Below are 26,451 nucleotides of genomic sequence, written 5' to 3' on the forward strand. Positions count from 1 at the left end.
CCTAAGCTCTTTACAAACAGTATGTCGTATTTAACCATAAAAATGTTTTTATAATATCAAAGTTAAGACTTGATCGTTTTAAAAAACTGTTCTACAAAGCAATAAAGTCATGTAAATTATTTTTAACAATTGAGTAAGGATACTCAAAGTTTACTGATTTTATTGTTTTAACGTTATTGGCAAGGAAAAAGAGATCTATGAGTGATACGCAACAAAGACATAAACACCCCCATTTGTTGCTAAACATTGTCATCATTGTTTTAGAAACTTTTTTCTCCTTCGTCCTTACGCATGATGCGGGATTGCGCTTGCAAGCAAAAAAGCTCATCGATAAAAAGATGACGATTCGCATCAATAGCTACATTCCGTTCTTTGACTTTTATATCCAATTTACCGAAAAAGGTCTGTTGTTCGATATGAAAGCACTGGATCGTAACATCGATTTAGAGATTAATAGCACACTCATCGATCTGATTAAGATTTTTGTGTTTAACAATCAGCGTAGCATTACCAATATGCGTATCCTTGGTGATGCCGTTCTCGCTGAAGAATTTTTAGATTTACTTCCACACCTTACGCTCTCGAGCATTCTGGCAAACTGGAAACAATGGTTAAATCTATTCAATGATGAAGCTGAAGCCGTTGCATCTCAGCAACGCATTGCCCCACTCTTAGATAAAATTGATCAGCAGCGCTCTGAAATCAACACTTTGTTGGTTGAAGTAAAACAATATCAAAACCGTATTCACCGCCTGCAAAAACGTCAGCGCTTGATTAATATCAGCTTTGCGGTATTGAGCTTTATTTTCATTGCCTTTTTTGTTTATAATACGTGGATACAATAATTCCAATATATTTTACTTTTCACACTGATAATGACAATTTAAAACTTGACTATTTTAGTCGGAATTCATAAAATTTACCTATCTAGTCTAACCATGTGTACCGAATCATGCGTCTTACAACTCGCGGTCGTTACGCAGTGACTGCTCTACTTGATTTAGCTTTGCAGCCAACTGAACAAACGATCACGCTTGCGGAAATAGCAGCACGCCAATCCATTTCAGTCGCTTATTTAGAACAGTTATTCGCAAAACTTAAACGTCATGGGTTAGTTTCAAGCGTTCGTGGTGCAAATGGTGGCTATCACCTTGCGCGCACTGCAAGTGAAATCACCGTGCTAGAAATTATCGAAGCTGTAAATGAAACTGTTGATGCAACCCGTTGTGACCACAAAGGCAACTGCCAGAATGGTGCAATGTGTTTAACGCACGACTTATGGCAAGAACTCTCCCACCATATTGCCGATTATCTCGCAAAAATCACGCTTGCTGATTTAATTGCGCGTGACAACGTTCAAACTGTTGCTCTACGCCAAAATTCACCAAGTTTAGATTCAGCCCTTCTATCGGTTACAGGTATTTGACATGAAACGTCCAATTTATCTTGATTACGCAGCAACCACTCCTGTACTGCCTGAAGTTGCAGAACGTATGGTGGAGTGTTTAACGTTCGAAGGGACTTTTGGTAACCCTGCGTCACGTTCACATGCTTATGGTTGGCAAGCCGAAGAAAAAGCTGAGTATGCGCGTGAGCAAGTTGCAAATTTAATCAAAGCAGACCCTCGTGAAATCGTTTGGACTTCAGGTGCGACTGAATCTGACAACCTTGCATTAAAAGGGATTGCTCAATTCTACGGCTCAAAAGGCAAACACATCATTACAAGTAAAATCGAACACAAAGCTGTGTTAGATCCTTGCCGTGAGCTTGAAGAACAAGGTTTCGAAATTACATATTTAGAACCAGAACCACGTACAGGTTTAATTACACCTGAAATGGTTAAAGCAGCTTTACGCCCTGATACCATTCTTGTATCACTCATGATGGTGAACAATGAAATCGGTACCGTAACAGACGTTGCTGCAATTGGTGAATTAACTCGTGCCAATAAAACATTCTTCCATGTCGATGCCGCTCAAGCAGCTGGTAAAGTTGAAATTGATCTTTCAACCATGAAAGTCGACTTGATGAGTTTCTCTGGTCACAAAATTTATGGCCCTAAAGGTATTGGTGCACTTTTTGTTCGCCGTAGCCCACGTGTTCGCTTAAAAGCACAAATGCACGGTGGTGGTCATGAGCGTGGTATGCGTTCTGGTACTTTAGCGACACACCAAATTGTTGGTATGGGTGAGGCTTTTGAAATTGCTGGCAAAACGATGCAAGCAGAGCAAGAGCGTATCCGTAAATTACGCGACAAGCTTTGGAATGGTTTACAAGACCTTGAACAAGTGTTCTTGAATGGCCACCCAACACAAAACGTTGCAAACTATCTAAATGTCAGCTTCAACTTTGTTGAAGGTGAATCACTGATGATGGCACTGAAAGATGTTGCTGTTTCAAGCGGTTCAGCATGTACATCTGCAACTTTAGAGCCTTCATACGTTTTACGTGCTTTAGGTTTATCTGATGAGTTAGCACACAGTTCAATCCGTTTCAGTTTTGGTAAATACACAACTGAAGCAGATATTGATCACGTGTTAACAATTACCAAAGCTGCAGTTGAGAAGTTGCGTGAACTTTCTCCGCTTTGGGATATGTACAAAGAAGGTATCGACCTTTCAACAGTTGAATGGGCTGAACACTAATTCATTGAACCCTCAATTGAAAAACGTGTTTTTACCCTCATATTAATATTAGGCTGACCCCGAGGTTTGGAGAAGCAACATGGCTTATAGCGAAAAAGTAATTGATCATTACGAAAACCCTCGTAATGTTGGCGTTTTAGACAAAAATGCAGAAAACGTAGGTACAGGTATGGTCGGTGCACCAGCGTGTGGCGACGTAATGCGTTTACAAATTCAAGTCGATGACAATGGCGTAATTGAAGAAGCTCGCTTCAAAACTTACGGCTGTGGTTCTGCAATTGCATCAAGTTCTCTTGTAACCGAGTGGTTAAAAGGTAAAACGCTTGATGAAGCTCAATCAATCAAGAATATTGATATTGCGACTGAGCTTGCACTTCCACCAGTAAAAGTACACTGCTCTGTATTGGCTGAAGATGCAATTAAAGCTGCGATTGAAGACTATCGTGGCAAGAAAGCGAAAGCTTAATTGATGAACGAAATAACATTGGAGTTTTCATGATCCATTTAACTGAAAATGCTGCGAGTCACATCAGCAATTACCTGCAAAATCGTGGTAAGGGCGAAGGCATTCGTATTGGCGTGAAAACTTCGGGTTGTTCTGGGTTGGCTTATGTACTTGAGTTTGTCGATGATGTCGACACGCATGACCAAGTATTTGAACAACTTGGTGTTAAAGTATTTGTTGACCCGAAAAGCTTGGTTTATCTCAATGGTTTAGAGATGGACTATGTCAAAAATGGTCTAAATGAAGGCTTTGAATTTAACAACCCAAATCAAAAAGGTGAATGTGGTTGCGGTGAATCATTTACTGTTTAACTGGCAACACCCCTCTTTCTTTTCGTCAAAACAGTGTGTTCCGCACTGTTTTAACGTATTTATCAATAGCGGAATTCATCTCCCATGAATCATTTTGAGTTGTTCCAATTACCCGAAGCACTCGATATAGATTTAGCAGCTTTAAAAAAACAGTTTTTAAGTTTGCAACAGCAATATCACCCAGATAAAGCCACTGACAAAGATCTGGCATTGATCAAGTCGAGCGAAATCAATCAGGCATTTAAAGTACTTTCACAAGTTGATAGTCGTGCTGCGTATCTGCTTGCCTTAAAAAAACAAGATCATCATCTGGATCAATCCATTAGTGATTTTGAATTTTTGCAATCTGCACTCGAAATGCGTGAACAATTAGATGAAGCAACATCTACAGAGCAATTAAATACACTAAAAGTTGAAATTCAACAGTGGATCGATGGTTTAGTTCGCGAATTTAAAATTGATTTTGCTGACGAAGACTGGGCAGAAGCACGTGATACTGTTCGTAAATTACGTTTTTTCCAACGTGTTATGAATGATATTGATAAAGCTGAAGATCGCATGTTGGACGAAGAAGAGAGCTTCGACCTCGATGATGATTTTTAATCCGCTGTTACCGATTATTTTCAAGGGATACCGCACGCATGGCGCTTTTGCAAATTGCTGAACCAGGTCAAGCTACTGCCCCGCATCAACATCGTATTGCGATCGGCATTGACTTAGGGACAACCCACTCTTTAGTGGCGACAGTGCTATCGGGAAAACCGAAAGTTCTACAAGATGACAAAGACCGAGTATTACTGCCGTCTATTGTTCACTATGCAAAGGATGCAACCACGTTTGGCTATGAAGCTAAACCTTTTATGCTGACTGATCCTAAAAATACAGTTGTTTCAGTAAAACGCTTTATGGGTCGCTCGCAAGCAGATATCAAATTCCAGCATCCCTACACACTCGTAGGTGCAGAAAATGAAATGCCGGCATTTGAAACCGCTGCTGGTCGTAAAACACCAGTCGAAATTTCTGCTGAAATTTTAAAACAGTTAAAAGATCGTGCTGAAGCAAGCCTGAGTAATCCGGTAAATGGTGCGGTGATTACCGTTCCTGCTTATTTTGATGAAGCACAACGTCAAGCCACACGTGATGCTGCTCAACTCGCAGGCTTAAATGTTTTACGTTTATTAAATGAACCTACAGCAGCCGCTGTTGCGTATGGATTAGATCAAGACACCAATCTCAGTACTGACCGTAACTACGTCATTTACGATCTAGGTGGTGGTACTTTTGACGTATCGATTTTACGTTTTTCGCAAGGCGTATTTGAAGTTCTTGCAACAGGTGGACACACGGCCCTTGGTGGTGATGATCTTGATCGCTTAATCGTAAAATGGGCGAAAAAACAGCTCAATATCGATACTTTAAGTGATGAAGAATACGCTGTTTTCATCATGGCCGCACGTCAAGCCAAAGAACATTTAACAGACCATGATTCTGCTGAATTAAAACTATTGGATGATCGTCTGACTTTAGATCGTTCAACTTTCGAATCTATTATTCAAGTTGCACTCGATAAAACCATGAGTGTCTGCAAACGGGTATTACGCGATGCCAAACTTGAACTCGATGACATTGAACATGTGGTTCTTGTGGGCGGCTCTACCCGCTCTTATGCAGTACAAAAAGCGGTACGTGAATTATTCAAGCGTGAACCTCTTTGCACTATCAACCCAGATGAAGTGGTTGCGATTGGCGCATCAATTACTGCCAATCAGCTCATTGGTAATAGCCAAGATGGCTCATTATTACTTGATGTGACCCCACTCTCTCTTGGCCTAGAAACCATGGGTGGACTGGTTGAACGTTTGATTTCACGAAACACTGCGATTCCTGTTGCACGCCGTCAAGAATTTACCACTTATCAAGATGGCCAAACCGCGATGTTGATTCATGTGGTGCAAGGTGAACGTGATCTGGTTGAGCATTGCCGTTCATTGGGACGCTTTGTATTACATGGCATCCCACCAATGACTGCTGGTCAAGCGCGTATTGAAGTAACGTTCCAAGTCGATGCCGATGGCTTACTCACAGTATCTGCGAAAGAAACAACGTCTGGTGTTCAAGCACAAATCGATATCAAACCATCTTATGGTCTATCTTCGGCAGACACTGAGCGCTTACTGGTTGAAGGTTTCCAATATGCAGAGGAAGATAAACATCTTCGTCACTTGCAAGAAACCAAAGTTGAAGCACAACGTGAGTTGGAGGCTTTAGAGCAAGCGTTAAAAGCAGATACTGATTTGCTCTCTCAGCAACAGGCTCGTGACTTAATTCTTGCTGCTGAAGCGTTAAGAGCCCGTCTTAAAACAGATGAGCTGGCAGCGATTGAACATGCCGTTCAACAACTTAAAATTCATAGCGATGCCTTTGCCGCGCTTCGTATGAACCGACATATTGACCATGCCTTAAAAGGTACGAAACTTGAAGATTGGTCAAACTCAAACTAAAGGTATAGGTGATCAATATGCCACGTATTAAAGTTCTTCCTCATGCACAAATTTGCCCTGAAGGTGCAGAATTTGAAGTCGAACATAACGCCAATTTATGCCAAAGCTTATTAAAAAATGGCATTAAAATTGAACATGCTTGTGACATGTCTGCAGCCTGCACCACGTGTCACGTGGTTGTACGTAAAGGTTTTGACAGCCTTGAAGAGATGAATGATGTAGAAGCCGACTTACTTGACCGTGCATGGGGCCTAGAACCAGATTCTCGCCTGTCTTGCCAAGTAGAGATCGTTGATGAAGATTTAGAAATCGAGATTCCTAAATACACCATCAACCATGCTTCGGAAAATCATTAAAGATATCTAAATCGATTAATTTCCAAAGTTCAAATAAAAACTCTTCGTTCACGAGGAGTTTTTTATTTATTAAGAAAAATAAATAAACACAGCAAAATCACGGCTAAAAAGGGCAAGAAAAACCAACTAAGTTTAGTTTTTGATGAACTTGTAACAGCAGATTCTCGCGGTATTTGTTCTTCAAAAATTTGAGGTAATTTAGGTTGAAGTAGAATTTCTTCTAAATATACTTTATTCGTAATCTTATTAAGTACCTCCTTCTCCACATCATATAAACCACCACCATTTTCTCGCGCAGCCAGTTCCAGCCACTTATCTTTAAAGAAGTTATTTGGCCAAAAATAAGATGGTAAAGGCATAATATAATTAGGGTTTTGCTCTGACACAATGATTGGAAAAACCTTCATTGCAAGAAGCCCACCTGGTAAATGTCGATACTCAAACCACATGGAAGACATCTTTAAGGGTAAAGTCGCTAAACTTTGTGGAAAAGGATAATTAAATACTCGTGTAAATTCATTGGTCAAATGCGCTGCATAATTCTGTTGATCCAAGACATTTGGAGTAGTTCCCTTTAGGGAAAACAATTGCTCTGCCGCTTCCACAAGTTGAACAGGCTGCATTTTCCCCGATGGATCAAATACAACCTCTCCAGCACACGATATCCACTCAGGTTCAAATAAATTCCTATTCGCTTGTACCAATGATGCCCAGACAATTTTACCCGTCGTATATAACATAGGCATTGCTTTGATTTGAGCATAAAGCGGATCATCATACATCCACATAGAAGGTGCTACCTGTAAATATGGTCTTAATGGTTTTGGTAATTTTAAGATTAAATCCTTAATATCCAAATTATCCAGCATCGCCGTATTTAGGTTTTCTATCACTTGCTGCATTTTTTATTTATTCTCTTTATTAGAATTAAGATATCAACAAAACTTCGGTGCAATTGTTTCCCAAAACCATACAACGATTGTTTCACTAGAAATAACAGCTTGAATTAAAAAAATTATACTGAAGATTATCTGACTTCATCATCCAAAGTCAGTTTTGGGATGCCCTGTGCATTGGTAATTTTTTGCTGGGTCTTGATCCGCTGAACCATATTTTCCAAGATCTCGACCAGCTCTGGATATTCATAGTTCTGTACTTCTTCCAGATTCAGAACCAAATGGAAGCCTTTATAATCGAAATCGAACCATTTTTGCGTATCTGATTTTTTGCCTGTGAATTTCTCCATCACCTGCCATGTTTTAACAGGACCTTGAATGCCTTTTAGATAAATTGGCACCTTAGGCACACACAAAAACTCATTTTTAATCAGTTGATGGGTATCATCTGCAATCAGAATTTCATCAACTTCAGCCGCAGACTGCAAACGTGCTGCCAAGTTTACGTCACGACCAACAATGGTATAGGCCATACGATGAGAAGCACCATAGTTCCCGACGTGACAATAACCTGTACTAATGCCCATACGGATATGCAAAGCGGGATAACCCATTTTCTTCCAGCGTTCACGTAATAATTTCATTTGTTGTCGCATCGCAATCGCCATTTCTACGCAAGATTTTGCATCTTGCTCAACGCCTTGCGAATTTGGATCACCAAAGAAAATAAGAATCGCATCACCCATAAACTTGTCGACTGTCGCCTCATACTGTTTTGCAATTTCAGTCATATGACTCAAATAATCATTCAGTAGGAAAGCTAAATCGTCTGGGATTAAGGTTTCAGAAAGTTCAGTAAAACCTTGAATATCCGAGAAGAAAATGGTTAGTTTTTTACGCTTATATTCAATTTTTGCCTCTGCCTCACCACGCATGATTGACTGCCATAACTGCAATGGCGCATAACGGCTAAGCTGATTGGCAAATGCAATATAGCGCGTCATTTGATTATGATAATGCTGGCGTTGTTGCCCCAGAATATTCAAGCGACGGTGCTGATAATAGTTACCAATCACGATAAACATCATCAAACCAAGCAAACTAACGACTGTTAATTCAGGATTGGTTGGTTCGAAATATTCTTCCGCGCCAAAAATCACAAAAGTACTGAAATAGAAAACAATGACGCCAATCAAACCGATTAAACAAGAGACTGGCAGAGAAATTTTATTGTTCAATCCGACATACAGCAATCCAAATAGGATCGTAAAGGTGGGAACTAAACTGAGATGCAATGCGGCAAGAACCAGCGCAATGATCACAGCCTCATTGCCGAAAAGAACATTTTTTTCTATTTTTTTATCAAATTTATATTGCAGCCATTTTTCTAAACGGGGACAAAACAGAAAATAAATGAGTAATAAAGGAAGAAGGTAGAGTTGATAGCTAGCACTAGTTGAGGTAAATGTATAAATTACCAGAATTAGTGACAGAATCGAATATCCCATCAAACGATGAAAATAAGCAAACTGTCTAGGTTCTTTATCAATCAACCTATCTAGTGGCACTCTATCCTCCTTTTTTTATTATAGAATACTGTATTTATTCTATTTTCTGGATCAGTCCATACGCCAATCAAATGGCATATCACCCTGTCCACGCAATGCCAGCATTAACGTTTGACGCATGTGCGCAAGTACTTCATTGCTATAAGGCACCGCTGGTGTTCCCCACACTGGCTTAGGCCATGCAACATCATTTTGATAACGTACTACATGATGAAAATGAAGCTGAGGAACAACGTTTCCTAAAGCTGCTACATTCATCTTGTCTGCACGGAATACACGTGACAATTGGCTTGATAACCAGCTCGATTCACGTAAAAACTGTTCTTGGTCTGCTTGGCTTAATTCATATAATTCTGTGACACCTGGAACACGCGGAATCAGGATCAACCAAGGAAATTGCATATCATTCATTAAACGACATGTTGAAAGCGGGAAGTCGCCTACAAAAAATGTATCTTGAGCAAGTTGTGGATGCAAACTAAACATATCTTTATAAATGATGCAGAATAATGATGATCAATACTATCACATCAGTTTTGATGTGAATATTATTAGTAACCCGTTTGATTACAAATAACAATGATTTTCCTCATTTATTGCATGAACATCTGATCAAAAACAGGAATGCATTTGCTAAAAAACAGAACTTGCTCAATTAACCATCAAATCAAGTGCTTAAAAGCCTCAATTTAACTCACTCAATAACTTATTCAACAAGTCCACAATAAACTGAATCCGTTTATCGTACTCTGCTAATTGCACCATAACTTTCAAGCGTTGACCACCTTCCATTCGGTAATAGGTCGGATTTTTCTGCATTAGTTGAATGATACTGATCGCCTGTACAGGGGTATCAGGTGCAAACTCGATGTATCCCCCATTAGTATTGATGTCAATTTTGGTAATACCTAACTGCTCTGCACGCAAGCGCAGCTGATGCACACTAAACAATTGCTTCACAGGTTGTGGTGGAATACCAAAACGATCAATCAACTCCATACGAATATTGTCGAGTTTCTCTTGGCTATCGGTATTACTGATACGCTTATAGAACAACAAACGTTGATGGACATCACCTAGATAGTCATCTGGGATCAAGGCTGGCATATGCAAGTTAATTTCGGCTGTTAATGACAACGGCGCATCAAAATTAGGTGTTTTACCTTTTTGAATGGCTTTGGTCGCTTTTTCGAGCATTTCCATATACAGGCTATAACCAATCGCCTGCATTGAGCCGCTTTGCTGCTCACCAAGTAATTCACCCGCGCCTCGAATCTCCAAGTCTTCAGTTGCCAGCATAAAACCAGCACCCAAAGTTGAAGCACGTTGAATGGCATCTAAACGTTTTTCAGCATCACCTTTCAGGTGCTTGATCGATGGAACCAATAAATAGGCATAGGCTTGGTGATGCGAACGTCCGACACGACCACGCAATTGATGTAATTGCGCAAGTCCTAATTTATCGGCACGCTCAATGATGATGGTATTGGCATTTGGGACATCAATACCTGTTTCGATGATGGTTGAGCACACCAACACGTTATATTCTTTGTGATAGAACTGCTGCATCACCTGCTCAAGTTCACGTTCACGCATTTGCCCATGTGCCACAGCCACCCGTGCTTCAGGGACTAAATTACGAATTGTTTCAGCGGCACGTTCAATGGTATCCACCTCATTATGCAATAGGTAAACCTGACCACCACGTAACAACTCACGCAGAATCGCTTCTTTGACTGAATCATCAGTATGTTCTTGTACAAAGGTTTTAACGGCTAAACGACGTGCTGGTGGTGTTGCAATGATCGACAGATCACGCATACCAGAGAATGCCATATTTAAAGTACGTGGAATTGGCGTCGCCGTTAGAGTCAACATATCCACATCAGCACGTAAGGCTTTAATCCGTTCTTTATCACGGACACCAAAACGGTGTTCCTCATCGACAATCATAAGTCCAAGATTCTTGAACTGGATATTTTCTTGCAGAATTTTATGCGTGCCGACCACGATGTCGACTTTACCTTCGGCAAGATCTTCAATGATTTTTAGGTGGGTTTTATTGCTGCCAAAACGCGACAATACTTCAATACGTACCGCTGTATCGGCAAAACGATCTTTAAAGGATTCATAGTGTTGCTGTGCTAACAAAGTCGTCGGTACCAGAACTGCAACTTGCTTATTATTTTGTACCGCAACAAATGCTGCACGCATTGCCACTTCGGTTTTACCAAAGCCCACATCACCACAAACCAAACGATCCATCGGTTTGGCCAGCTGCATATCATGGATGGTTGCTTCAATTGCGTTAGCTTGGTCTAAAGTTTCTTCATAGGCAAAGCCACTGGAGAATTGCATATATCCCGTATGATCCAGCTCAAAAGCAAAACCAGGTTTGGATTGACGACGGGCCTGAATATGTAATAGCTCTGCGGCAACATCATGGATTTGTTCCAAAGCTTTGCGCTTCGCTTTGCTCCAAGTATCCGTACCCAATTTATGCAGTGGGGCTAAATCAGGATCACCCCCACTATAGCGGCTAATCAGATGTAAATTGGTTACCGGCACATAGACTTTCGCACCATCTGCATAATCAAGCTGCAAGAATTCATGATCCTGCTCATCGATTTCTAGCGTAATTAAACCTGCATAACGCCCTACACCATGATCGATATGCACCACAGGTGCACCAATACTCAGCTCGGTTAAACTACGAATCAAGAACTCTTCAGATACTTCTTGCTGACGCTTACGACGGCGCTGCACCACACGGTGTTCATAAAGTTGATTTTCCGAAATCACCGACAGCTGATTACTCAGCAACAGCCCTCGATCTAGTGGCGCACTGGTAATCGCAACCTGCAACTTATCTTTTTGGAACTGAGCAAAACTGTCTACGTTTTGAATTTCACCCAATACACCACGCAACGCATCTTTTAAGGTCTCACGGCGACCAGCACTCTCAGCGACCAATAAAACAGGATGCTTGGCTTGGTCGATATAATGTTTTACTGCCTCAAACGGTTGTTCTTTTTTCGGATCAACTGCTAGTTTAGGTGGTTGTTCAGCCGCGACATTGAGTACACCCGCCTTGGTCTCGAAAGCTTCTGCTGAAGCCAAAATTCGAGGGAATTGATTTAATGCCTGTAAAACATGGTTAGGCATTAAAAATAATTCTTCTGGCGGTAGGATTGGTTGATCAATGTTATGACGTCGATCTTCATAACGACGCATCACTTCTTTCCAGAAGTTCATTAAATCATCTTCAATTTCACTATTTGTAATGACAACGCAATTATCTGGTAAGTATGTCGTCAACATACTCTGCGCTTCCATCAGCTTCTTATCAAAAAATAATGGCAAATAAAACTCTAAACCGGGCGTTGCAATTCCCTCTAATACATCCTGATAAATCGGATTTTTCTTTGGATTTGCAGTTGGGAAGCTTTCTGCATAGCGATCTCTAAAGGTAGAGCGCCCTTCTTTGAGTGGAAACTCTTTTGCAGGCAACACCGTAAAGTTCTTTAAGGATTCCGTCGTTCTTTGAGTTTCTGGATCAAAGAACTTTAGACTTTCAATTTCATCATCAAATAAATCAATTCGAATCGGTTCATCTTGTCCAGATGCAAAAATATCCATGATGCTACCGCGAACTGCAAATTCACCATGATCATAAACCGTGTCAACTAAACGATAGCCTGCTTGAACCAATTGTTTCTTTTGTGCTTCGAGGTCTAACTTCTGCCCGACTTTGATATCAAAGTGCTCACCCACGACCCACGAATAAGGGGCAACACGTTGCGCCAAGGTGCTGGCAGAAACCAGTAAAATACCCTTTTGTGGCATATTCGATAAAATTGCTAAACGTTCAGAAACAATATCTTGGTGCGGAGACAAGCGGTCATAAGGCAAAATTTCCCAATCAGGGAAAATAACAGGCGTTATGCCATAAAACTCAAGCTCACTTTCAAGCTGGGCAAGATGTTGATTATTCCTTGCAATAATCACATAAAGATTCGAATTTTGAGTGGCAATTTCTTTAAATAATAATGCAGCTGATGATCCAAGTAAGGAACCGACCCAGCGTTTTTCACCCGCTTTGAATTGTTGTAAGTTTAATTGAGAGATTTCTTGTTGAAACATAGAGAAAATCATGCAATCTAAAAAGATAAGTTCCCTATTTTAGCATGATGTTTTTTGAGGAGTGTGAGTTTTTCTACGACTGATTTGAGCTTCCGCTTCTTATAAATTACCGTCTAATTATTTCCTCAGGCGTGATATAAATTTCAGCATCGTCACCTTGTACTGTTGCATGAAGTTTGTTTGCAATCTCAATCATTTTCCTAATCGCTTCAGGACTTGGATTTTTAATCGATAAACTACAAGAATCATGACTATATATTAGTGGAATTTCTTGCTTATCAATAAGAATTAGAAAGTCTTGTGCTGAATTCTGGAGATCACTTTTTACTGATGGATCTAGCATCATATAAGCGTGCCATTCTGCAGGAGTAATACATTCCCCCTCATTAAAATAAAATTCTTTTTTTGTGATATGTAAATCATAGCCCGCATAGCTGACTTGGCAAACAATGAATAGAATGAGTAAAATTAATTTAAACATCTTTTTATTTATCTCATCTTTTAAAATTACTTAGGCTATTTTCCTATTTAAATAAAAGAAAGCCCTGATAGAGCTTTCCTCGTTAAAACCTTATTCTAAACATCAATTTTAAAACCTAAATTAACATCACAAGCTGCCTGACCACCACGAACACCAAAATTTTCTGAAGGCAGTTCACGAAGCATAATTTTTACATGATCTTTAGGAATGCCTATCGGCTCAAGATTATGCACAATCAATTTATACAGCTGACGCTTGGCATCTAAAGAGCGCCCAAGAAATGCATCAATACTAATCAAGGTATAACATTCGGGTTTTGCCTTTTCAGGCGGGCATTGAAAGCGATGTGCTTCATGCACAATTAAACGTACATTCCGATCACTGGCCATGATTTTAAAAGCATCTCTCAGTGCCGTATGCACTGCCTCCATGATCTCCAGTTCAACTGCGACTGGATATTGTTGCCTAACTTCAATAAGCACACTTGGCATGTTTTTATTCTCCTACGAACTAGCGTCATTAAATTTTGGTATTGTTTCTTATATTATTTAAAACTTGCTCTGACGATATTAAATAAACTTGAGCAATCTGACTTTATCAATACTGTAATCAAATCATGCTGAACTGCAGACAATAAAAAGCACTCTTCAGCCAATCCCGAAGAATGCTTTTCATCAAACAATTATGATGATGCAAGTTTTGCATTTGGGAAGAAACGATCTTCTACCACGTCATAACACCACTGGAAGATGAATGTATACACCAAGATACACATAGTCAAACCAAAATCGAGAATCAAGGCTTCAATAAAGCTCATCTTCATCAAGTACGCAATAATTGGAATAGTTGCAAGCATCAAGCCGCCTTCAAACCCAATCGCATGCATAATACGCACTGGAATGGTTCTTTCCCATTGATATTTATGTTCTACTTTCTCAAAGTAATGGTTAAAAATCATATTCCAGAATACGGAAATGACCGCCATGATCGTACCTAAAATACCAGTTACTTCTAGTGGCATACTAAAAATAAAACTTAAAGCAATCGCGATGATGACCAATAAAATCACTTCATAGCTAATTGCATGAATGAGTCTTCTTTTGGAAATCAACATTTCATAACACTCTCTTGTTTGGATAAGTGCCATTTTATTTTTATAATACTGATCAATCCAATTAGGTTCTTTCAGTTTTTTTGACAGATGAATATTAATCAAGAACAACTCATCATGTTTCAAACCGTCATTGAAACAGGTTCATTTTCGGCTGCGGCACGTAAATTAGGCAAAGTCCCTTCTGCTGTAAGTATGTCGATTGCCAATTTAGAAATTGATCTCAATCTCAATTTATTTGAACGGGTTGGACGTGAACCTATTCCGACAGCAGAAGCCACTGTGCTCTATGAGAAAACACAACAATTATTGATTGAAATGAATCAATGGAAGCAGCATGCGCATGCACTGAGTACAGGCTTGGAGTCAACCTTAAATATTGTAGTAGTTTCAGAACTGCTTTATACCAACTGGACCGACTATATCACCCTGCTAGAACAGCAATTCCCTAGTCTGGCGATTAATATCTTTTCAGCACCACAAGAAGATGCTTTACAGATGTTACTTGATCAATCTGCACAACTTGCATTGATGTTTGAGCGAGAACAACTGGATAGTCGTGAACAATTTGTAGAACTTAAACGGGAAGCGCTTGTGCCTGTGATTGCAAAAAATCATCCATTGGCGCTCCTCGACAAAGTTTCTTTTGAGCAAGCAGTACAAATACGTCAAATTGTAGTTGCAAGCCGAGATCATAGCATCAAGCCCGAATTGCTTTATTCAAAGGACTATTGGCGTACCGACAATCATCATTCAGCGTGTATGATGATTATTCGTAATTTAGGTTGGGGTGTGTTGCCCTTGCAAATGTTCAATGAAAATCCAGAACTCAAAAAGAAACTGAAGATTTTGGATATGTATGATTTCACCCCTAAATTTGAATACTATGTTGATCTGGTCTGGAGCCGTGAAAGTGAATTAGGGGTCGCTGCCAAATACTTAATCGATCATATCCGACAGCAACGTAAACACAATGAGGGATAAGCGGTCGCCAGATAAACAATTCTGCAAACAAATGCAGGGCTTTGCTTTCATGTAGATTGTGTTATAACAGAAGTTACCAATAATATTGTTTAAGTAAGAACGCGATATCAATGACTCAGACCGCATTACACCAATTAAAAAATTTAACCACCGTTGTTGCTGATAGTAGTGATCTAGAAGCGATTGAAAAATTTCGCCCACTCGATGCAACGACCAACCCATCACTCATTACCGCTGCGGCTGAACAACCAGAAAGCCGCGAGCTGATAGAAGATGCTTATACTCAAGCTAAGCAGGAAGGCTATCAACGTGATGAACTGATTGAACGTACCATTGATATTTTGACTGTGAAGTTTGGTGTCGAAATTTTAAAATTGATCGATGGTCGTGTTTCTACCGAAGTTGATGCTTCTCTTTCTTACAACACTGAAGCGACAATTGCCAAAGCACGTGAGTTATCTCAGCTCTATCGAGGATACGGCATTGAACAATCCCGTATCCTAATTAAGATCGCGTCAACATGGGAAGGTATTCAAGCTGCAAAAGTACTTGAAGCTGAAAGTATTCCATGTAATCTCACTTTGTTGTTTGGTTTACATCAAGCTCAGGCTTGTGCTGATGCGAAAGTCACGCTGATCTCACCTTTTGTAGGTCGTATTTTAGATTGGTATAAAAAAGCTGAAGGTGTTGAGCAATATCCGATTGCCAAAGATCCTGGCGTGCAGTCTGTGAAGAAAATTTATAATTACTACAAACAGCATGCCATTCCGACACAAGTAATGGGTGCAAGTTTCCGCAGTACTGCACAAGTGCTTGGTTTAGCAGGTTGTGACTTACTTACGATTGCCCCAAATCTTTTGGCTCAGTTAGAACAAGACCAACAGCTTGTTGAACCTCAACTGAGTGCTGAATTTGCGCAACAAGCAGAAAAAATTGAACGTGCAGCACAAAGCAAAGAGAGTTTTAAAGCTGAACTTGAGCAAGATTTGATGGCTTTCCAATTACTACAAGGGGGTATTGATGGCTTTATCAAGGCCCGTGATCAACTGAGTTTATTGTTACGTCAGTCTTTTGGTATTGATGCTGAAATCAAACCCTAATTAGTCGATTTTTCACCAATAAAAACCGATTTTTGTTATATTAGCGAAAATCGGTTTTTTAATGAGTTCATTGTGTTCGGTATAACAGATTTAACCACTTATATTATTGGTACAATCTTAATTGTGTTATTACCTGGCCCTAACTCTCTTTATGTCATGTCCGTAGCTTCTCGTTATGGCATTCGTACTGGTTACGCGGCAGCTTGTGGTGTATTTACAGGAGATTCCATTCTAATCCTGTGTACAGTATTAGGTGCAGCATCCTTACTCAAAGCCTTCCCGATCCTGTTTATTATTCTTAAATTAACAGGGGCTTGTTATCTCGCATACTTAGGTTTTAAATTATTACAAGGTGCTTATCAAACTTGGAATAAACCGCCTCATCATGCCGAGCTTGCTGATTTACCTAAACTTGATCAAGTTCATCCTTATCGAACAGCACTCAGTATCAGCTTACTGAATCCCAAAGCAATTCTATTTTTCCTGTCTTTCTTTGTACAGTTTGTAGAACCTGACTATGCCTATCCTGCATTAAGCTTTTTAGTTTTGGCATTGATTGTCCAAATTGTAAGTTTTAGCTATTTAACCGCCTTGATTTTCTCTGGAATTAAACTGGCCAGTTTTTTCAAACATAATTATAAATTGGCAGCCGCGGGTATTTGTTTGGTCGGCATCTTATTCTTTGGTTTCGGTTTAAGATTGGCAACTTCGACGCTCACCTAAGCATAAATTTGATTGAATGATCAATTTATTCAATCATTTTAGAACTACGATTTAAGACGCATTAACGATATACTTTTCAACAAATTTTAAACAAGTATAGATGCATAGATGCAACGTCTCCTCCAAGATTTTTCTATTCCAGCAGTTTTTGCTGGCTTTATTACGTTCTTAATCGGGATTAGTGTTTCCGCAATCCTCGTCATCCAAGGTGCACAGTCTTTAGGTGCTAATACCGCGCAAATCAGCTCTTGGTTTTGGGCATTGGGACTTGCGATTGGTCTCTCGGGCTTGATTCTATCTTGGAAATATAAATATCCAGTTGCTACCGCATGGTCAACTCCGGGAATTGCACTAATCATTGCATCAACTGGACATTATGATTTGTATGAAGCGATTGGTGCTTTCTTGGTCTGTGGTATTGCCATTGCAATTGTTGGTTTTTCAGGAATCTTCCAAAAACTATTGGCCCATATTCCACAAAGTCTGACCTGTGCCATGCTGGCAGGCATTTTATTAAAATTTGGTATTCAGATTTTTAGCAGCTTAGAAAGTCATCTTGGCTTTATTCTCAGTATGCTTGTGATCTATTTGGTTTCAAAACGCTTATTCCCACGTTATAGCATTGTACTGACGGTGATTTTAGGCGCAGCAATTTGCCCACTATTTATCGACTTTAAACTCCAGTCGATTACATGGTCACTGACCCAACCGGTATGGATGCAGCCCTCTTTTTCTTGGTCTGCGATCTTAGGCCTAGCTTTACCACTGTTTGTGATTAATATGACTTCACAGAACTTGCCAGGGATTGCCATGATTAAAAGCTATGGCTACCACCCGCATGTGAATCAATTGGTCGGTTGGACAGGTGTTGCACATACTGTTTTTGCGCCTTTCGGCTGTTTCTCAATAAACTTAGCGGCAATTAGTGCAGCGGTAAGTTTAGATGATCAAGTCCATCCCGACCCAAGCAAGCGTTATATTGCAGGCATTAGCTGTGGTCTGTTCTATATCTTAATGGGGCTCTTTGCAGCAACGCTCGTCAGCCTACTGATGTCATTCCCGCAAATCTTTATTGTGGCACTTGCAGGGATTGCCCTATTTGCGACGATCAGCCATAACATTGCAGTCGCTTTTTCAAATGTAGAAGAACGTGAAGCTGCACTACTCACCTTTTTATGTAGTGCCTCTGGTGTCCAATTCTGGGGCATTGGCTCAGCGTTTTGGGGGTTGTTATTGGGTATCTTCGTATTGCTGCTCTTTAGATTTAAAGCAAAAAATAAGCCTTAGTTGAACTAAGGCTTATTCAAAGCATGCACGGAAAGCATTGCGGATTACTTTTCCTCTAAATCCTTTTGTGCTTCTTCATCATTTAAAATACGTGCTGCTTTTTTAGGACGAATTAATGGCGCTGTTGGACGCGGATGCGAATGTGTATATTGTAAGCCTACACCAGCATAGACATCATCCGCAGCGATTTCTGTTTCAAAACGCTCATCATCACGATCACGAATTTCATCCGTAATGCGTTGTACTTCGTCTTCATCAACGCCTAATTCTTGCAAGATCACGCCGCCAAATTTGATCGCAGACTCGAAGGTTTCTCGAATCATATAATCCACTTTATGCTTCACTAAATAGAGTGAATGTTCACGGTCATAAGAACGAACTAGCAACTTGGCCAATGGAAATTCATGCGTAACCAATTCCACGATACGATTAGTCGTTTCTTTACTATCAACACAAACCACAATGGCTTGAGCGGTAGATGCACCCGAAGCATGCAGAATATCTAAACGACAGCCATCGCCATAATAGATTTTAAAACCAAACTTTTCCGCGTTTTGAATCATGTCGATGTCATTGTCAATAATGGTGACATCCACCCCTCTTGCCAATAGTAATTGACTGGTCACTTGACCAAAACGACCAAAGCCAATCATCAGTACACTGCCACTCAAGCCTTCAGCAATATTGACATTGTCTAAATTGATCTGATCTTTGGTTTCGGTAAAACGTTTAAACACAATGCCTAAAATCGGAGTCAATACCATTGATAACACCACAATCGCCGTCAGATTCGACTTGACTGAATTATCAATGACCTGGGCACTGACTGCCGCTGCAAACAGGACAAAAGCAAACTCACCACCTTGTGCCATTAGCAATGCACGGTCCAGTGCCTCGGTATGAGAGCTTTTGGTAACTCGTGCCACGATATAAATCATCAGAGCCTTGGCAAACATCATGGCTAAAACACCACTGATGATGAGCTTCCAGTTCTGCGCAACGACGGATAAATCCAGTGACATCCCGACACCGAGGAAGAACAAACCCAGTAACAGGCCACGGAAGGGCTCGATATCCGCTTCAATTTGATGTCTAAAGGTCGATTCAGACAACAATACCCCTGCCAAGAAAGCACCCATCGCCATCGATAAACCGCTGACTTGCATCAACAATGCTGCACCTAAAACAACCAGAAGTGCTGCCGCTGTCATCACCTCTCGGGCTTTTGCTGCGGCAAGCAATCTAAATAATGGATTCAGCAACCAATATCCTGCAGCAATGAGACCTGCAATCGCAATCAAACCAATTCCGATACTTTCCAAGCGTGTCGAAGTACTTTCCACTACATGATTTGGCGCCATAAAAGCAACAATTGCCAGTAACGGCACAATCAATAAATCTTCGAATAATAAAATTGCGACAATCTTTTGGCCTTGCGGCTGAGCAATATCACCGCGATCTCCCAACAGCTGCATCACAATGGCCGTGGAAGTCAGGACAAAACCAGCAGCACCGATAAAGGCAACTTGCCAAGTAAAACCAAACAGTAAACCGACGCCAGTCAATGCCAAAGCACAAGCAACAATTTGCAAGGTACCTAGCCCAAAGATTTCACGCCTTAAACTCCATAAATGTGAGGGCTGCATCTCCAGACCAATCACAAATAAGTACATCACAATCCCAAGTTCTGCAATGTGTAAGATCGAAGCCGAATCATGAAAAAATGCAAAACCAAATGGGCCAATAATCAGACCTGCAATTAAATAACCAAGGACGGAACCCAAGCCAATACGTTTAAAAATTGGAACGGCAATTACAGCAGCGGCAAGCAAGACCACTGGCGCAATTAAACTGATTGAATGTGCTTCTGAACTCATACTGTTCTCATTGTTATCAAGCTGGCGTCATTTTATGTGAAACAATAGACATTTTATATATCATTAATGAGACAATGTATCCCAATGTCATGATATAGAAACAATTTCTAATGGCTTAATTAATCGTATTTTTATCCCAAAATGCCTGTCGAATTTGCGGCATGGCATTCAGATGATTAGTAATATGCTGCGCTTCTTCTGCATCAATTGACGTAGCAATTAAAGTGACTTCAATTTCTACCTCTTTGTCACCAAATGGTGTTACTTCAATATCTTTGGCAGGATAATTATGGTGTTGCAAGGTTAAATTCAATTCATCCATCACCACCTTACTCTGACTACGGTCACAAATAATATAGATGACATGTAAAACCTCGGTATCGTCATCAATTGGACGACGATCAATGGCATGAACAATCGGTCTTAACAGCGTATTGGCTGCCAAGATAAAAGCCGTTGCCAGTATTGCTTCAATAATAAGATCTGAACCCGCAGAAGCGCCCACTGCGGCTGAGCACCAGAGAGTTGCCGCCGTGTTTAAACCATGAATATTGCCTTCTTGGCGCATAATCACACCCGCACCCAAGAAACCAATGCCTGAAACCACATAGGCAATCACGCGAACTGCACCTTCTGCACCCGTTAAATTGGTGGCAATATCGACAAAAATTGCAGCACCGACAGCCACCAAAACATTGGTTCTGAGACCTGCCGTACGTTGTCGGTACTGACGTTCAAAGCCAATTAATGCACCGAGAATAAAAGCAACGGACAGGCTGACCAACGTGTCCGCAATATTCGATAAATCAATATTTTGTAAAAATTTTAATTGCATCTTACACCTATGTTCTTATCAATGATTCAATGATGGATCAACTGAATTTAAACTGATTATGATGACGGCGTATAACTTAAACCGAGTCCAAACCAATGTTGTTTTAAACGATGTAGACGATCGCCGAAGGAAGCTTCTAAAGTAAGGACATTGGGAATCAAACTATATTGCAACGCTGTCTGGAAAAATGGCGCTTGGCGATCTTGATTATATGTTTCAACTGTTACACCGACATGCTCAGTTACCGTATAGGTTGAAGCAATTCCCCAGCGAACGAGGCGCTCATCGGTCTGTTGATAACCGAGATTGGTATCCAATGCTAAACGTTGATCTAAGAGTTGAAAACTGACAGGAACATTCAAAAACCAGTTTAAATCCCCATGATGAGCAACATCATCACGGGATAGCTGTAAACTACTAGCAACGCCCCAGTCATTCTCCATTGGCTTTAAAATGCTTTTCGCTTGAACCGAAAAGCCATGAATCTGATCTTGATCTTTACTTGAGTGATAGCCCAAAGATACTTCTAAATTTTGATTGAGATTACAGGCAGGTACAACTTGATAAGACCAAGTGCTGTCTTTGTTATAGCTATAAGTACTTTCTAGCTGACACTGCTGCGCTGCTGTAATAGAAACATCATCGGTGTTGATGAGTGGACCCGCCTTACTCTTTTGAGTCAGCAATAATCCACATAAAATAAATACGTTAAGAACAGCAAGCCATTGAATGGAAGCGTGAAAAAACATAGGCTTCTCCCCATTTTAGGTGAGAAATTAAACAGGATGCAGTCAATACAATAAATTTTGTGGATACAGCAAAATTTTATAGGAGGGTTTAGATAATTTTTAGCAAAGCTATCTCATTGCAAGATAGCTGACCTAAATAGCTCGCTTGCTCAGTATTCGCTTTGGCTTAATCCTTTATTAAACCCGAACCTCGAACAACTTCCCATTTAGGATCTCCGTGAATAAACTCAACGGCATTATAGGACATGCGAATTGATTCACAAGCCCTATCTTATGAATTTTTTATTACATGATAAAATTTCGCTCTAAATTAAAGCTCTCTTACCACTACAGTTTTTGCCATTTTGTCGTGCCAGCCTTGCTTTTTCGCATCAAATGCCACCCAGATTAAACCAATAAAAAAGACTAATGTTGCTGGGATATAGCCAATGTAGCGAATGATAGCCTGCCCAACAGTCACATTTTCACCCGTTTTTTCATCCAGCACTTTTAATCGAAGTAAACGCTTACCGGGTGTTCCTGCAAATTTAATCCAGCAGAAAATATAAAAGACTGCGGCGAGAATTTGCCAAATCCAATCTGCCGTAGACATAAATTGGAATGATGAAAAACCATCAGAAGCGACTGTGGTATTGCCACCACCAAAAATCATGGTTAATGGAATCATGGCAACCATCACAATGATTGAATCAATAATCGCGGCACCGAAACGTATCCAGAAGCCCGCGTATGCGTATTGCTGAGACATATATTCCCCTCACTTTTTTATTTCTATAAATGAATTTCAGTAAATAATAACCTGTTGTTCCAATGATTTATATTGTGTTTTGTTTTAATTCTCGCTCAAAGAAATCCACAGTCCGCTGCCATACCACTTGTGCTTCTGGCAAACCTCGACTCACGCTACGAAAGCCATGTGGCATATTATAAGTATAAGCTTCAACCCGATCACCCAATTGCTTGATCAATTTATTACGCTTGGTTGCTGGGCAAAATGGATCTACGGTAGACCAATGACCCTGTAGAATGCGAACCTCATCCAGAGACTCTTTGTTTGGAACGCCAGCACCTTGAATCCCCAGAGAATGATGATAAACCACAGGCGCTAACATATCTTCGCGCTTCGCCATCTGGATCACATAGCCGCCCGTTAAACACTGACCTAACATGCCTAAGCGTCCATTTGATCGAGGATCTGCCTTTAAGGCATCGAGCAAGACATGAATTTCTTGATTGACTTCACTATCCGCAGCATTGATACGGCCAGCCTTACTCACCATGGCACGAATACAATATTTGACTGCACCACCACTAAATAAATTAGGCACATAGACCAAATAACCTCGATCTGCCAAGTCTTGAGCATCATCACGGTAAACATCGAGAATGCCGAATAACTCATGCAGCAATAATATGGCTGGTGCTTTTTCCGAGCTTGATGCAGGTGCATACACTTCAACTTCAATTTGACGTGTCGGTAATGTGATTGTTTTTATTTCCATTGCAGTCATCCGTTACATTCGAATGATTTCCATACTATTTCTGACAATATAAATTGTCAAATAAAAAAGGATGTCTGACTACATCCTTTTTCTATCCATTCAATCAGTAAATTAAATACTGAGTAAACTATTCAATGTTTCTGCTACATTTTTCGATTTTACTTTAGGTTGCAATGCCTTAAGTGCTTGTTGCACCTGACTACGTTGCGGTTCAGCCAAGGTGTACCAGCGTGATAGGACTTGTAATAATCGAGAACCTAAAATTGGGTTTTTCTCATCCAAATAAGCGGCAAGCTCAATGAAATGATCGACACCAAAGCCCCACGTATTGACTGGATTTGCCGCTAGCCCACCACTTACGGCACGGATACGGTTCGGCGTTCCCAAATCATAATCTGCATGTTTGGTCAGATACTCAATTGTTTCCGCTGTGGCACATGGATTCGATGCTTGGATGCTAAACCACTGATCTAAAGACAAGGCTTCATCTTTAAAACGGTCATAGAAATCTGCGAGTGCAGCCTGTGCTTGCGGTGCATCATTCCAGACTAGAACTCGTAATGCCCCTAAACGTTCAGACATATTGCCTGTTTGTTGATATTGGGTATAAGCCAAATCAAACACAGACTCATCACCTTGACGAGCCAACATATTCAGGGTGATATTCTTTAATGAACGTACGCCCATTGCCAAAGAGAACTCTTTTTGCTGGTCTGGATCTAAGGCCAAATAAGTGTCTTTCCAGAATGAACCTAAATCACGTGCTAAACGGTCTAGCACAGCTTCACGCTTCTCACGAATCAATTCAGGCTCATAGTCTTGATCAATACGACTGCCTAAATAGTTTTCACTTGGTACATCAAATAAACGCGATGCCAATAACGGATCTTTATTCACTAGGTCTGGCAAGGTATTTTTAATTGCCTGAATATAGGTATCCACCTTATGGTCTTCTAAAAGAATACGTTCCAATAAGGTTTGTGTCGCTTGCCATTGGTTAAAGCCATTGGTTTCGTGCTGAATCAAGAAGGCAAGATCATCATTGGAATAATCAAAGACTAAATTCACAGGGGCAGAGAAATTACGTAATAACGAAGCTACAGGTTGCTCAGTCACCCCTGTAAATTCAATTGTTGATTCATCTTGATCAAATAAATACACGCCATCTTTGACATCATTCACAAACAGATCAGTGCTGTGCAAGGTATATTGTTCACCTGTATTAGCATTAAATAATGCCAGAGCCACAGGAATTGGCACTGCCTTGAGGTTTGGATATTTTGGATGTGCTTTCAAGCTTTGTTTGAAGCTTAAACGATAAGTCTGTGCAGCAGCATCATATTCACCTTTAGCTTCTAACTTCGGTGTCCCTGGTTGGTTATACCACGTGAGGAAGTTAGATAAATCCACACCAGAACCTGCACTCAATGCCGCAACCCAGTCTTCAACCGTAACCGCTTGCCCATCATGACGCAGGAAATATTCATCTGTGCCTTTACGGTATTTCTCTTTACCCAATAATGTTGCCATCATACGGTTAATTTCAGCACCCTTCTCATATACTGTCGCGGTATAGAAGTTGTTGATTTCGACAAAATGGTCTGGACGAGGCGGATGCGATAATGGACCAGCATCTTCTGGGAATTGATGCGATTTTAATACAGCTACATCATCAATTCGTTGTACGGCTGCTGATTGTAAATCCTCAGAGAAAGACTGATCACGGAAAACCGTTAAGCCTTCTTTTAAACACAATTGGAACCAGTCACGACAGGTAATTCGGTTGCCTGTCCAGTTATGGAAATATTCATGAGCAATGACTGACTGTACTCGCATAATCGCAGCATCAGTGGTGTATTCCTCATCGGCAAGCACACATGAGGTATTAAAGATATTTAAACCTTTATTTTCCATTGCACCCATGTTGAACTGACTGACGGCGACAATCATGTAATTATCGAGATCGTAAGGACGACCATAGTGCTCTTCGTCCCAACGCATCGAATGCTTTAATGCTTCCATGGCGATGTGACATTTCGGAATATCTTTCTCGATTGCATAAATTTCTAAAGCAACATCACGACCTTCAGACGTGGTGTAACGATCTTTCAATACCGCCAAATCACCAATCACACAAGCAAATAAATAGCTTGGTTTCTTGGTCGGATCTTGCCAGATCGCAAAATGACGACCTTCACCAGCCTCACCTGTTTCCAATAAGTTACCGTTGGCGAGCAACACAGGATATTTCTTGTCGGCTTCTACACGCGTAGTAAATTCTGCGAGAACATCTGGACGATCTGGATAGAAGGTAATTTTACGGAAACCTTCGGGCTCATTCTGAGTCACGAATAAATCGCCCGCCTTATATAAACCTTCAAGCTGCGTATTTGACTCAGGGTGAATCACCACTTGAATTTGCAAAATGACCTGATCTGGTGCATCTGTGATCAGCAATTGCTCATCGTCTAAATCATATTGCGCTGCACTCAGGATTTGCCCATTCAATTGAATAGACTTTAATTCAAGATCACGCCCCAAAAGCACCAAAGCACCAGTCGTTTGACGTTTCATCACTAAGGTTGAGTCAACAATCGTATGATCATCATAGACTTGAATATCTAGGTTAATGGATTCAACCAAGAAAGATGGTTTTTGATAATCTTTGAGGTAAATGGTTTGATCTGCTTGTACGGGAGGTTGTGCCGCAATATTCATCAGTATTCCTTATCTTTCATCATGTCGTTTAGATGGTCTTGTTGGCAAGACTTCTTGATTAAAGTCATTCGGTTGCACAAATCATGCCTTATTTCGCCTAAATTCTTGTGACAAATCACTTTTGTCACAAGCATCAGTGAAACTCTATCAGATCATACG

General features: G+C 40.5%; 25 protein-coding genes. 12 read left to right on the forward strand and 13 right to left on the reverse strand.

What is annotated here, in order from left to right; translation table 11 throughout:
• The first annotated feature begins 197 nt into the window (after positions 1–197).
• The 8 genes from MN869_RS08000 to fdx all read left to right on the forward strand — a co-directional run bounded on the left by MN869_RS08000 (position 198) and on the right by fdx (position 6,318).
• Positions 198–845 carry a hypothetical protein gene (locus MN869_RS08000; protein ID WP_004807970.1) on the forward strand — a complete coding sequence of 216 codons (648 nt, stop codon included), beginning with the start codon at positions 198–200 and terminating at the stop codon, positions 843–845.
• Between the two features lie 107 nt (positions 846–952).
• Positions 953–1,426, forward strand: coding sequence for an Rrf2 family transcriptional regulator (locus tag MN869_RS08005; protein ID WP_004807972.1), 474 nt, complete (start codon positions 953–955; stop codon positions 1,424–1,426).
• Position 1,427: 1 nt separating this feature from the next.
• Positions 1,428–2,645, forward strand: a complete 1,218-nt coding sequence (locus MN869_RS08010; RefSeq protein WP_004807975.1) for an IscS subfamily cysteine desulfurase — start codon at positions 1,428–1,430, stop codon at positions 2,643–2,645.
• Positions 2,646–2,724: 79 nt separating this feature from the next.
• The gene (gene iscU / locus MN869_RS08015) at positions 2,725–3,111 is read left to right on the forward strand and encodes a Fe-S cluster assembly scaffold IscU (protein ID WP_004652980.1); all 387 of its coding nucleotides are present in this window, start codon (positions 2,725–2,727) and stop codon (positions 3,109–3,111) included.
• A 29-nt stretch (positions 3,112–3,140) separates the two neighbouring features.
• A complete protein-coding gene (iscA, locus tag MN869_RS08020) occupies positions 3,141–3,461 on the forward strand; it encodes an iron-sulfur cluster assembly protein IscA (RefSeq protein WP_004807977.1) in 321 nt (106 codons plus the stop codon).
• A gap of 84 nt (positions 3,462–3,545) precedes the next feature.
• Positions 3,546–4,064 carry a Fe-S protein assembly co-chaperone HscB gene (gene hscB / locus MN869_RS08025; RefSeq protein ID WP_005189614.1) on the forward strand — a complete coding sequence of 173 codons (519 nt, stop codon included), beginning with the start codon at positions 3,546–3,548 and terminating at the stop codon, positions 4,062–4,064.
• A 38-nt stretch (positions 4,065–4,102) separates the two neighbouring features.
• Positions 4,103–5,962, forward strand: coding sequence for a Fe-S protein assembly chaperone HscA (gene hscA / locus MN869_RS08030; RefSeq protein ID WP_033134094.1), 1,860 nt, complete (start codon positions 4,103–4,105; stop codon positions 5,960–5,962).
• Between the two features lie 17 nt (positions 5,963–5,979).
• Positions 5,980–6,318 (forward strand): ISC system 2Fe-2S type ferredoxin, encoded by a 339-nt coding sequence (gene fdx, locus MN869_RS08035; protein WP_004652975.1) that lies wholly within the window; start codon positions 5,980–5,982, stop codon positions 6,316–6,318.
• A gap of 62 nt (positions 6,319–6,380) precedes the next feature.
• On the opposite strand, the gene MN869_RS08040 is transcribed toward fdx, so the two are convergent.
• From MN869_RS08040 to aceI, 7 genes are all read right to left on the reverse strand, one after another.
• Complete coding sequence (locus MN869_RS08040) at positions 6,381–7,220, reverse strand: hypothetical protein (RefSeq protein ID WP_033134095.1); 840 nt, start codon at positions 7,218–7,220, stop codon at positions 6,381–6,383.
• A gap of 125 nt (positions 7,221–7,345) precedes the next feature.
• Positions 7,346–8,782: an adenylate/guanylate cyclase domain-containing protein gene (locus MN869_RS08045; protein WP_004807987.1), complete on the reverse strand. Its 1,437-nt coding sequence runs from the start codon at positions 8,780–8,782 to the stop codon at positions 7,346–7,348.
• A 51-nt stretch (positions 8,783–8,833) separates the two neighbouring features.
• The gene (locus MN869_RS08050; protein ID WP_004807988.1) at positions 8,834–9,268 is read right to left on the reverse strand and encodes an HIT family protein; all 435 of its coding nucleotides are present in this window, start codon (positions 9,266–9,268) and stop codon (positions 8,834–8,836) included.
• A gap of 198 nt (positions 9,269–9,466) precedes the next feature.
• A complete protein-coding gene (gene mfd, locus MN869_RS08055) occupies positions 9,467–12,925 on the reverse strand; it encodes a transcription-repair coupling factor (protein ID WP_033134096.1) in 3,459 nt (1,152 codons plus the stop codon).
• Between the two features lie 106 nt (positions 12,926–13,031).
• Positions 13,032–13,406 (reverse strand): hypothetical protein, encoded by a 375-nt coding sequence (locus MN869_RS08060; RefSeq protein WP_023270024.1) that lies wholly within the window; start codon positions 13,404–13,406, stop codon positions 13,032–13,034.
• Positions 13,407–13,501: 95 nt separating this feature from the next.
• Positions 13,502–13,897: a tautomerase family protein gene (locus MN869_RS08065; protein ID WP_004652967.1), complete on the reverse strand. Its 396-nt coding sequence runs from the start codon at positions 13,895–13,897 to the stop codon at positions 13,502–13,504.
• A 191-nt stretch (positions 13,898–14,088) separates the two neighbouring features.
• Positions 14,089–14,520, reverse strand: a complete 432-nt coding sequence (aceI, locus tag MN869_RS08070; protein WP_005316384.1) for a chlorhexidine efflux PACE transporter AceI — start codon at positions 14,518–14,520, stop codon at positions 14,089–14,091.
• 87 nt (positions 14,521–14,607) lie between these two features.
• Here aceI and MN869_RS08075 point away from each other — a divergent pair, with 87 nt between their 5' ends.
• The 4 genes from MN869_RS08075 to MN869_RS08090 all read left to right on the forward strand — a co-directional run bounded on the left by MN869_RS08075 (position 14,608) and on the right by MN869_RS08090 (position 18,611).
• On the forward strand, positions 14,608–15,501 hold the full coding sequence (locus MN869_RS08075; protein WP_033134097.1) for a LysR family transcriptional regulator: 894 nt from the start codon (positions 14,608–14,610) through the stop codon (positions 15,499–15,501).
• Positions 15,502–15,611: 110 nt separating this feature from the next.
• A complete protein-coding gene (gene tal, locus MN869_RS08080; protein ID WP_033134098.1) occupies positions 15,612–16,601 on the forward strand; it encodes a transaldolase in 990 nt (329 codons plus the stop codon).
• A gap of 72 nt (positions 16,602–16,673) precedes the next feature.
• Positions 16,674–17,324, forward strand: a complete 651-nt coding sequence (gene leuE / locus MN869_RS08085) for a leucine efflux protein LeuE (protein WP_004807998.1) — start codon at positions 16,674–16,676, stop codon at positions 17,322–17,324.
• Between the two features lie 108 nt (positions 17,325–17,432).
• Positions 17,433–18,611 (forward strand): benzoate/H(+) symporter BenE family transporter, encoded by a 1,179-nt coding sequence (locus tag MN869_RS08090; protein ID WP_005202837.1) that lies wholly within the window; start codon positions 17,433–17,435, stop codon positions 18,609–18,611.
• Between the two features lie 44 nt (positions 18,612–18,655).
• On the opposite strand, the gene MN869_RS08095 is transcribed toward MN869_RS08090, so the two are convergent.
• The 6 genes from MN869_RS08095 to pepN form a co-directional block, all read right to left on the reverse strand.
• Positions 18,656–20,488 carry a monovalent cation:proton antiporter-2 (CPA2) family protein gene (locus MN869_RS08095; RefSeq protein WP_005202836.1) on the reverse strand — a complete coding sequence of 611 codons (1,833 nt, stop codon included), beginning with the start codon at positions 20,486–20,488 and terminating at the stop codon, positions 18,656–18,658.
• A gap of 115 nt (positions 20,489–20,603) precedes the next feature.
• Positions 20,604–21,323 (reverse strand): MgtC/SapB family protein, encoded by a 720-nt coding sequence (locus MN869_RS08100; protein ID WP_004808004.1) that lies wholly within the window; start codon positions 21,321–21,323, stop codon positions 20,604–20,606.
• A 56-nt stretch (positions 21,324–21,379) separates the two neighbouring features.
• Positions 21,380–22,072, reverse strand: coding sequence for a hypothetical protein (locus MN869_RS08105; protein WP_033134099.1), 693 nt, complete (start codon positions 22,070–22,072; stop codon positions 21,380–21,382).
• 310 nt (positions 22,073–22,382) lie between these two features.
• Complete coding sequence (locus MN869_RS08110) at positions 22,383–22,820, reverse strand: RDD family protein (RefSeq protein WP_004808009.1); 438 nt, start codon at positions 22,818–22,820, stop codon at positions 22,383–22,385.
• A 67-nt stretch (positions 22,821–22,887) separates the two neighbouring features.
• A complete protein-coding gene (locus tag MN869_RS08115; RefSeq protein WP_005316403.1) occupies positions 22,888–23,574 on the reverse strand; it encodes a dienelactone hydrolase family protein in 687 nt (228 codons plus the stop codon).
• Between the two features lie 111 nt (positions 23,575–23,685).
• Complete coding sequence (gene pepN / locus MN869_RS08120) at positions 23,686–26,292, reverse strand: aminopeptidase N (RefSeq protein ID WP_033134746.1); 2,607 nt, start codon at positions 26,290–26,292, stop codon at positions 23,686–23,688.
• Positions 26,293–26,451: the final 159 nt, after the last annotated feature.

The organism is Acinetobacter sp. NIPH1876, from assembly GCF_022808535.1.
GTDB classification, from domain to species: domain Bacteria; phylum Pseudomonadota; class Gammaproteobacteria; order Pseudomonadales; family Moraxellaceae; genus Acinetobacter; species Acinetobacter higginsii.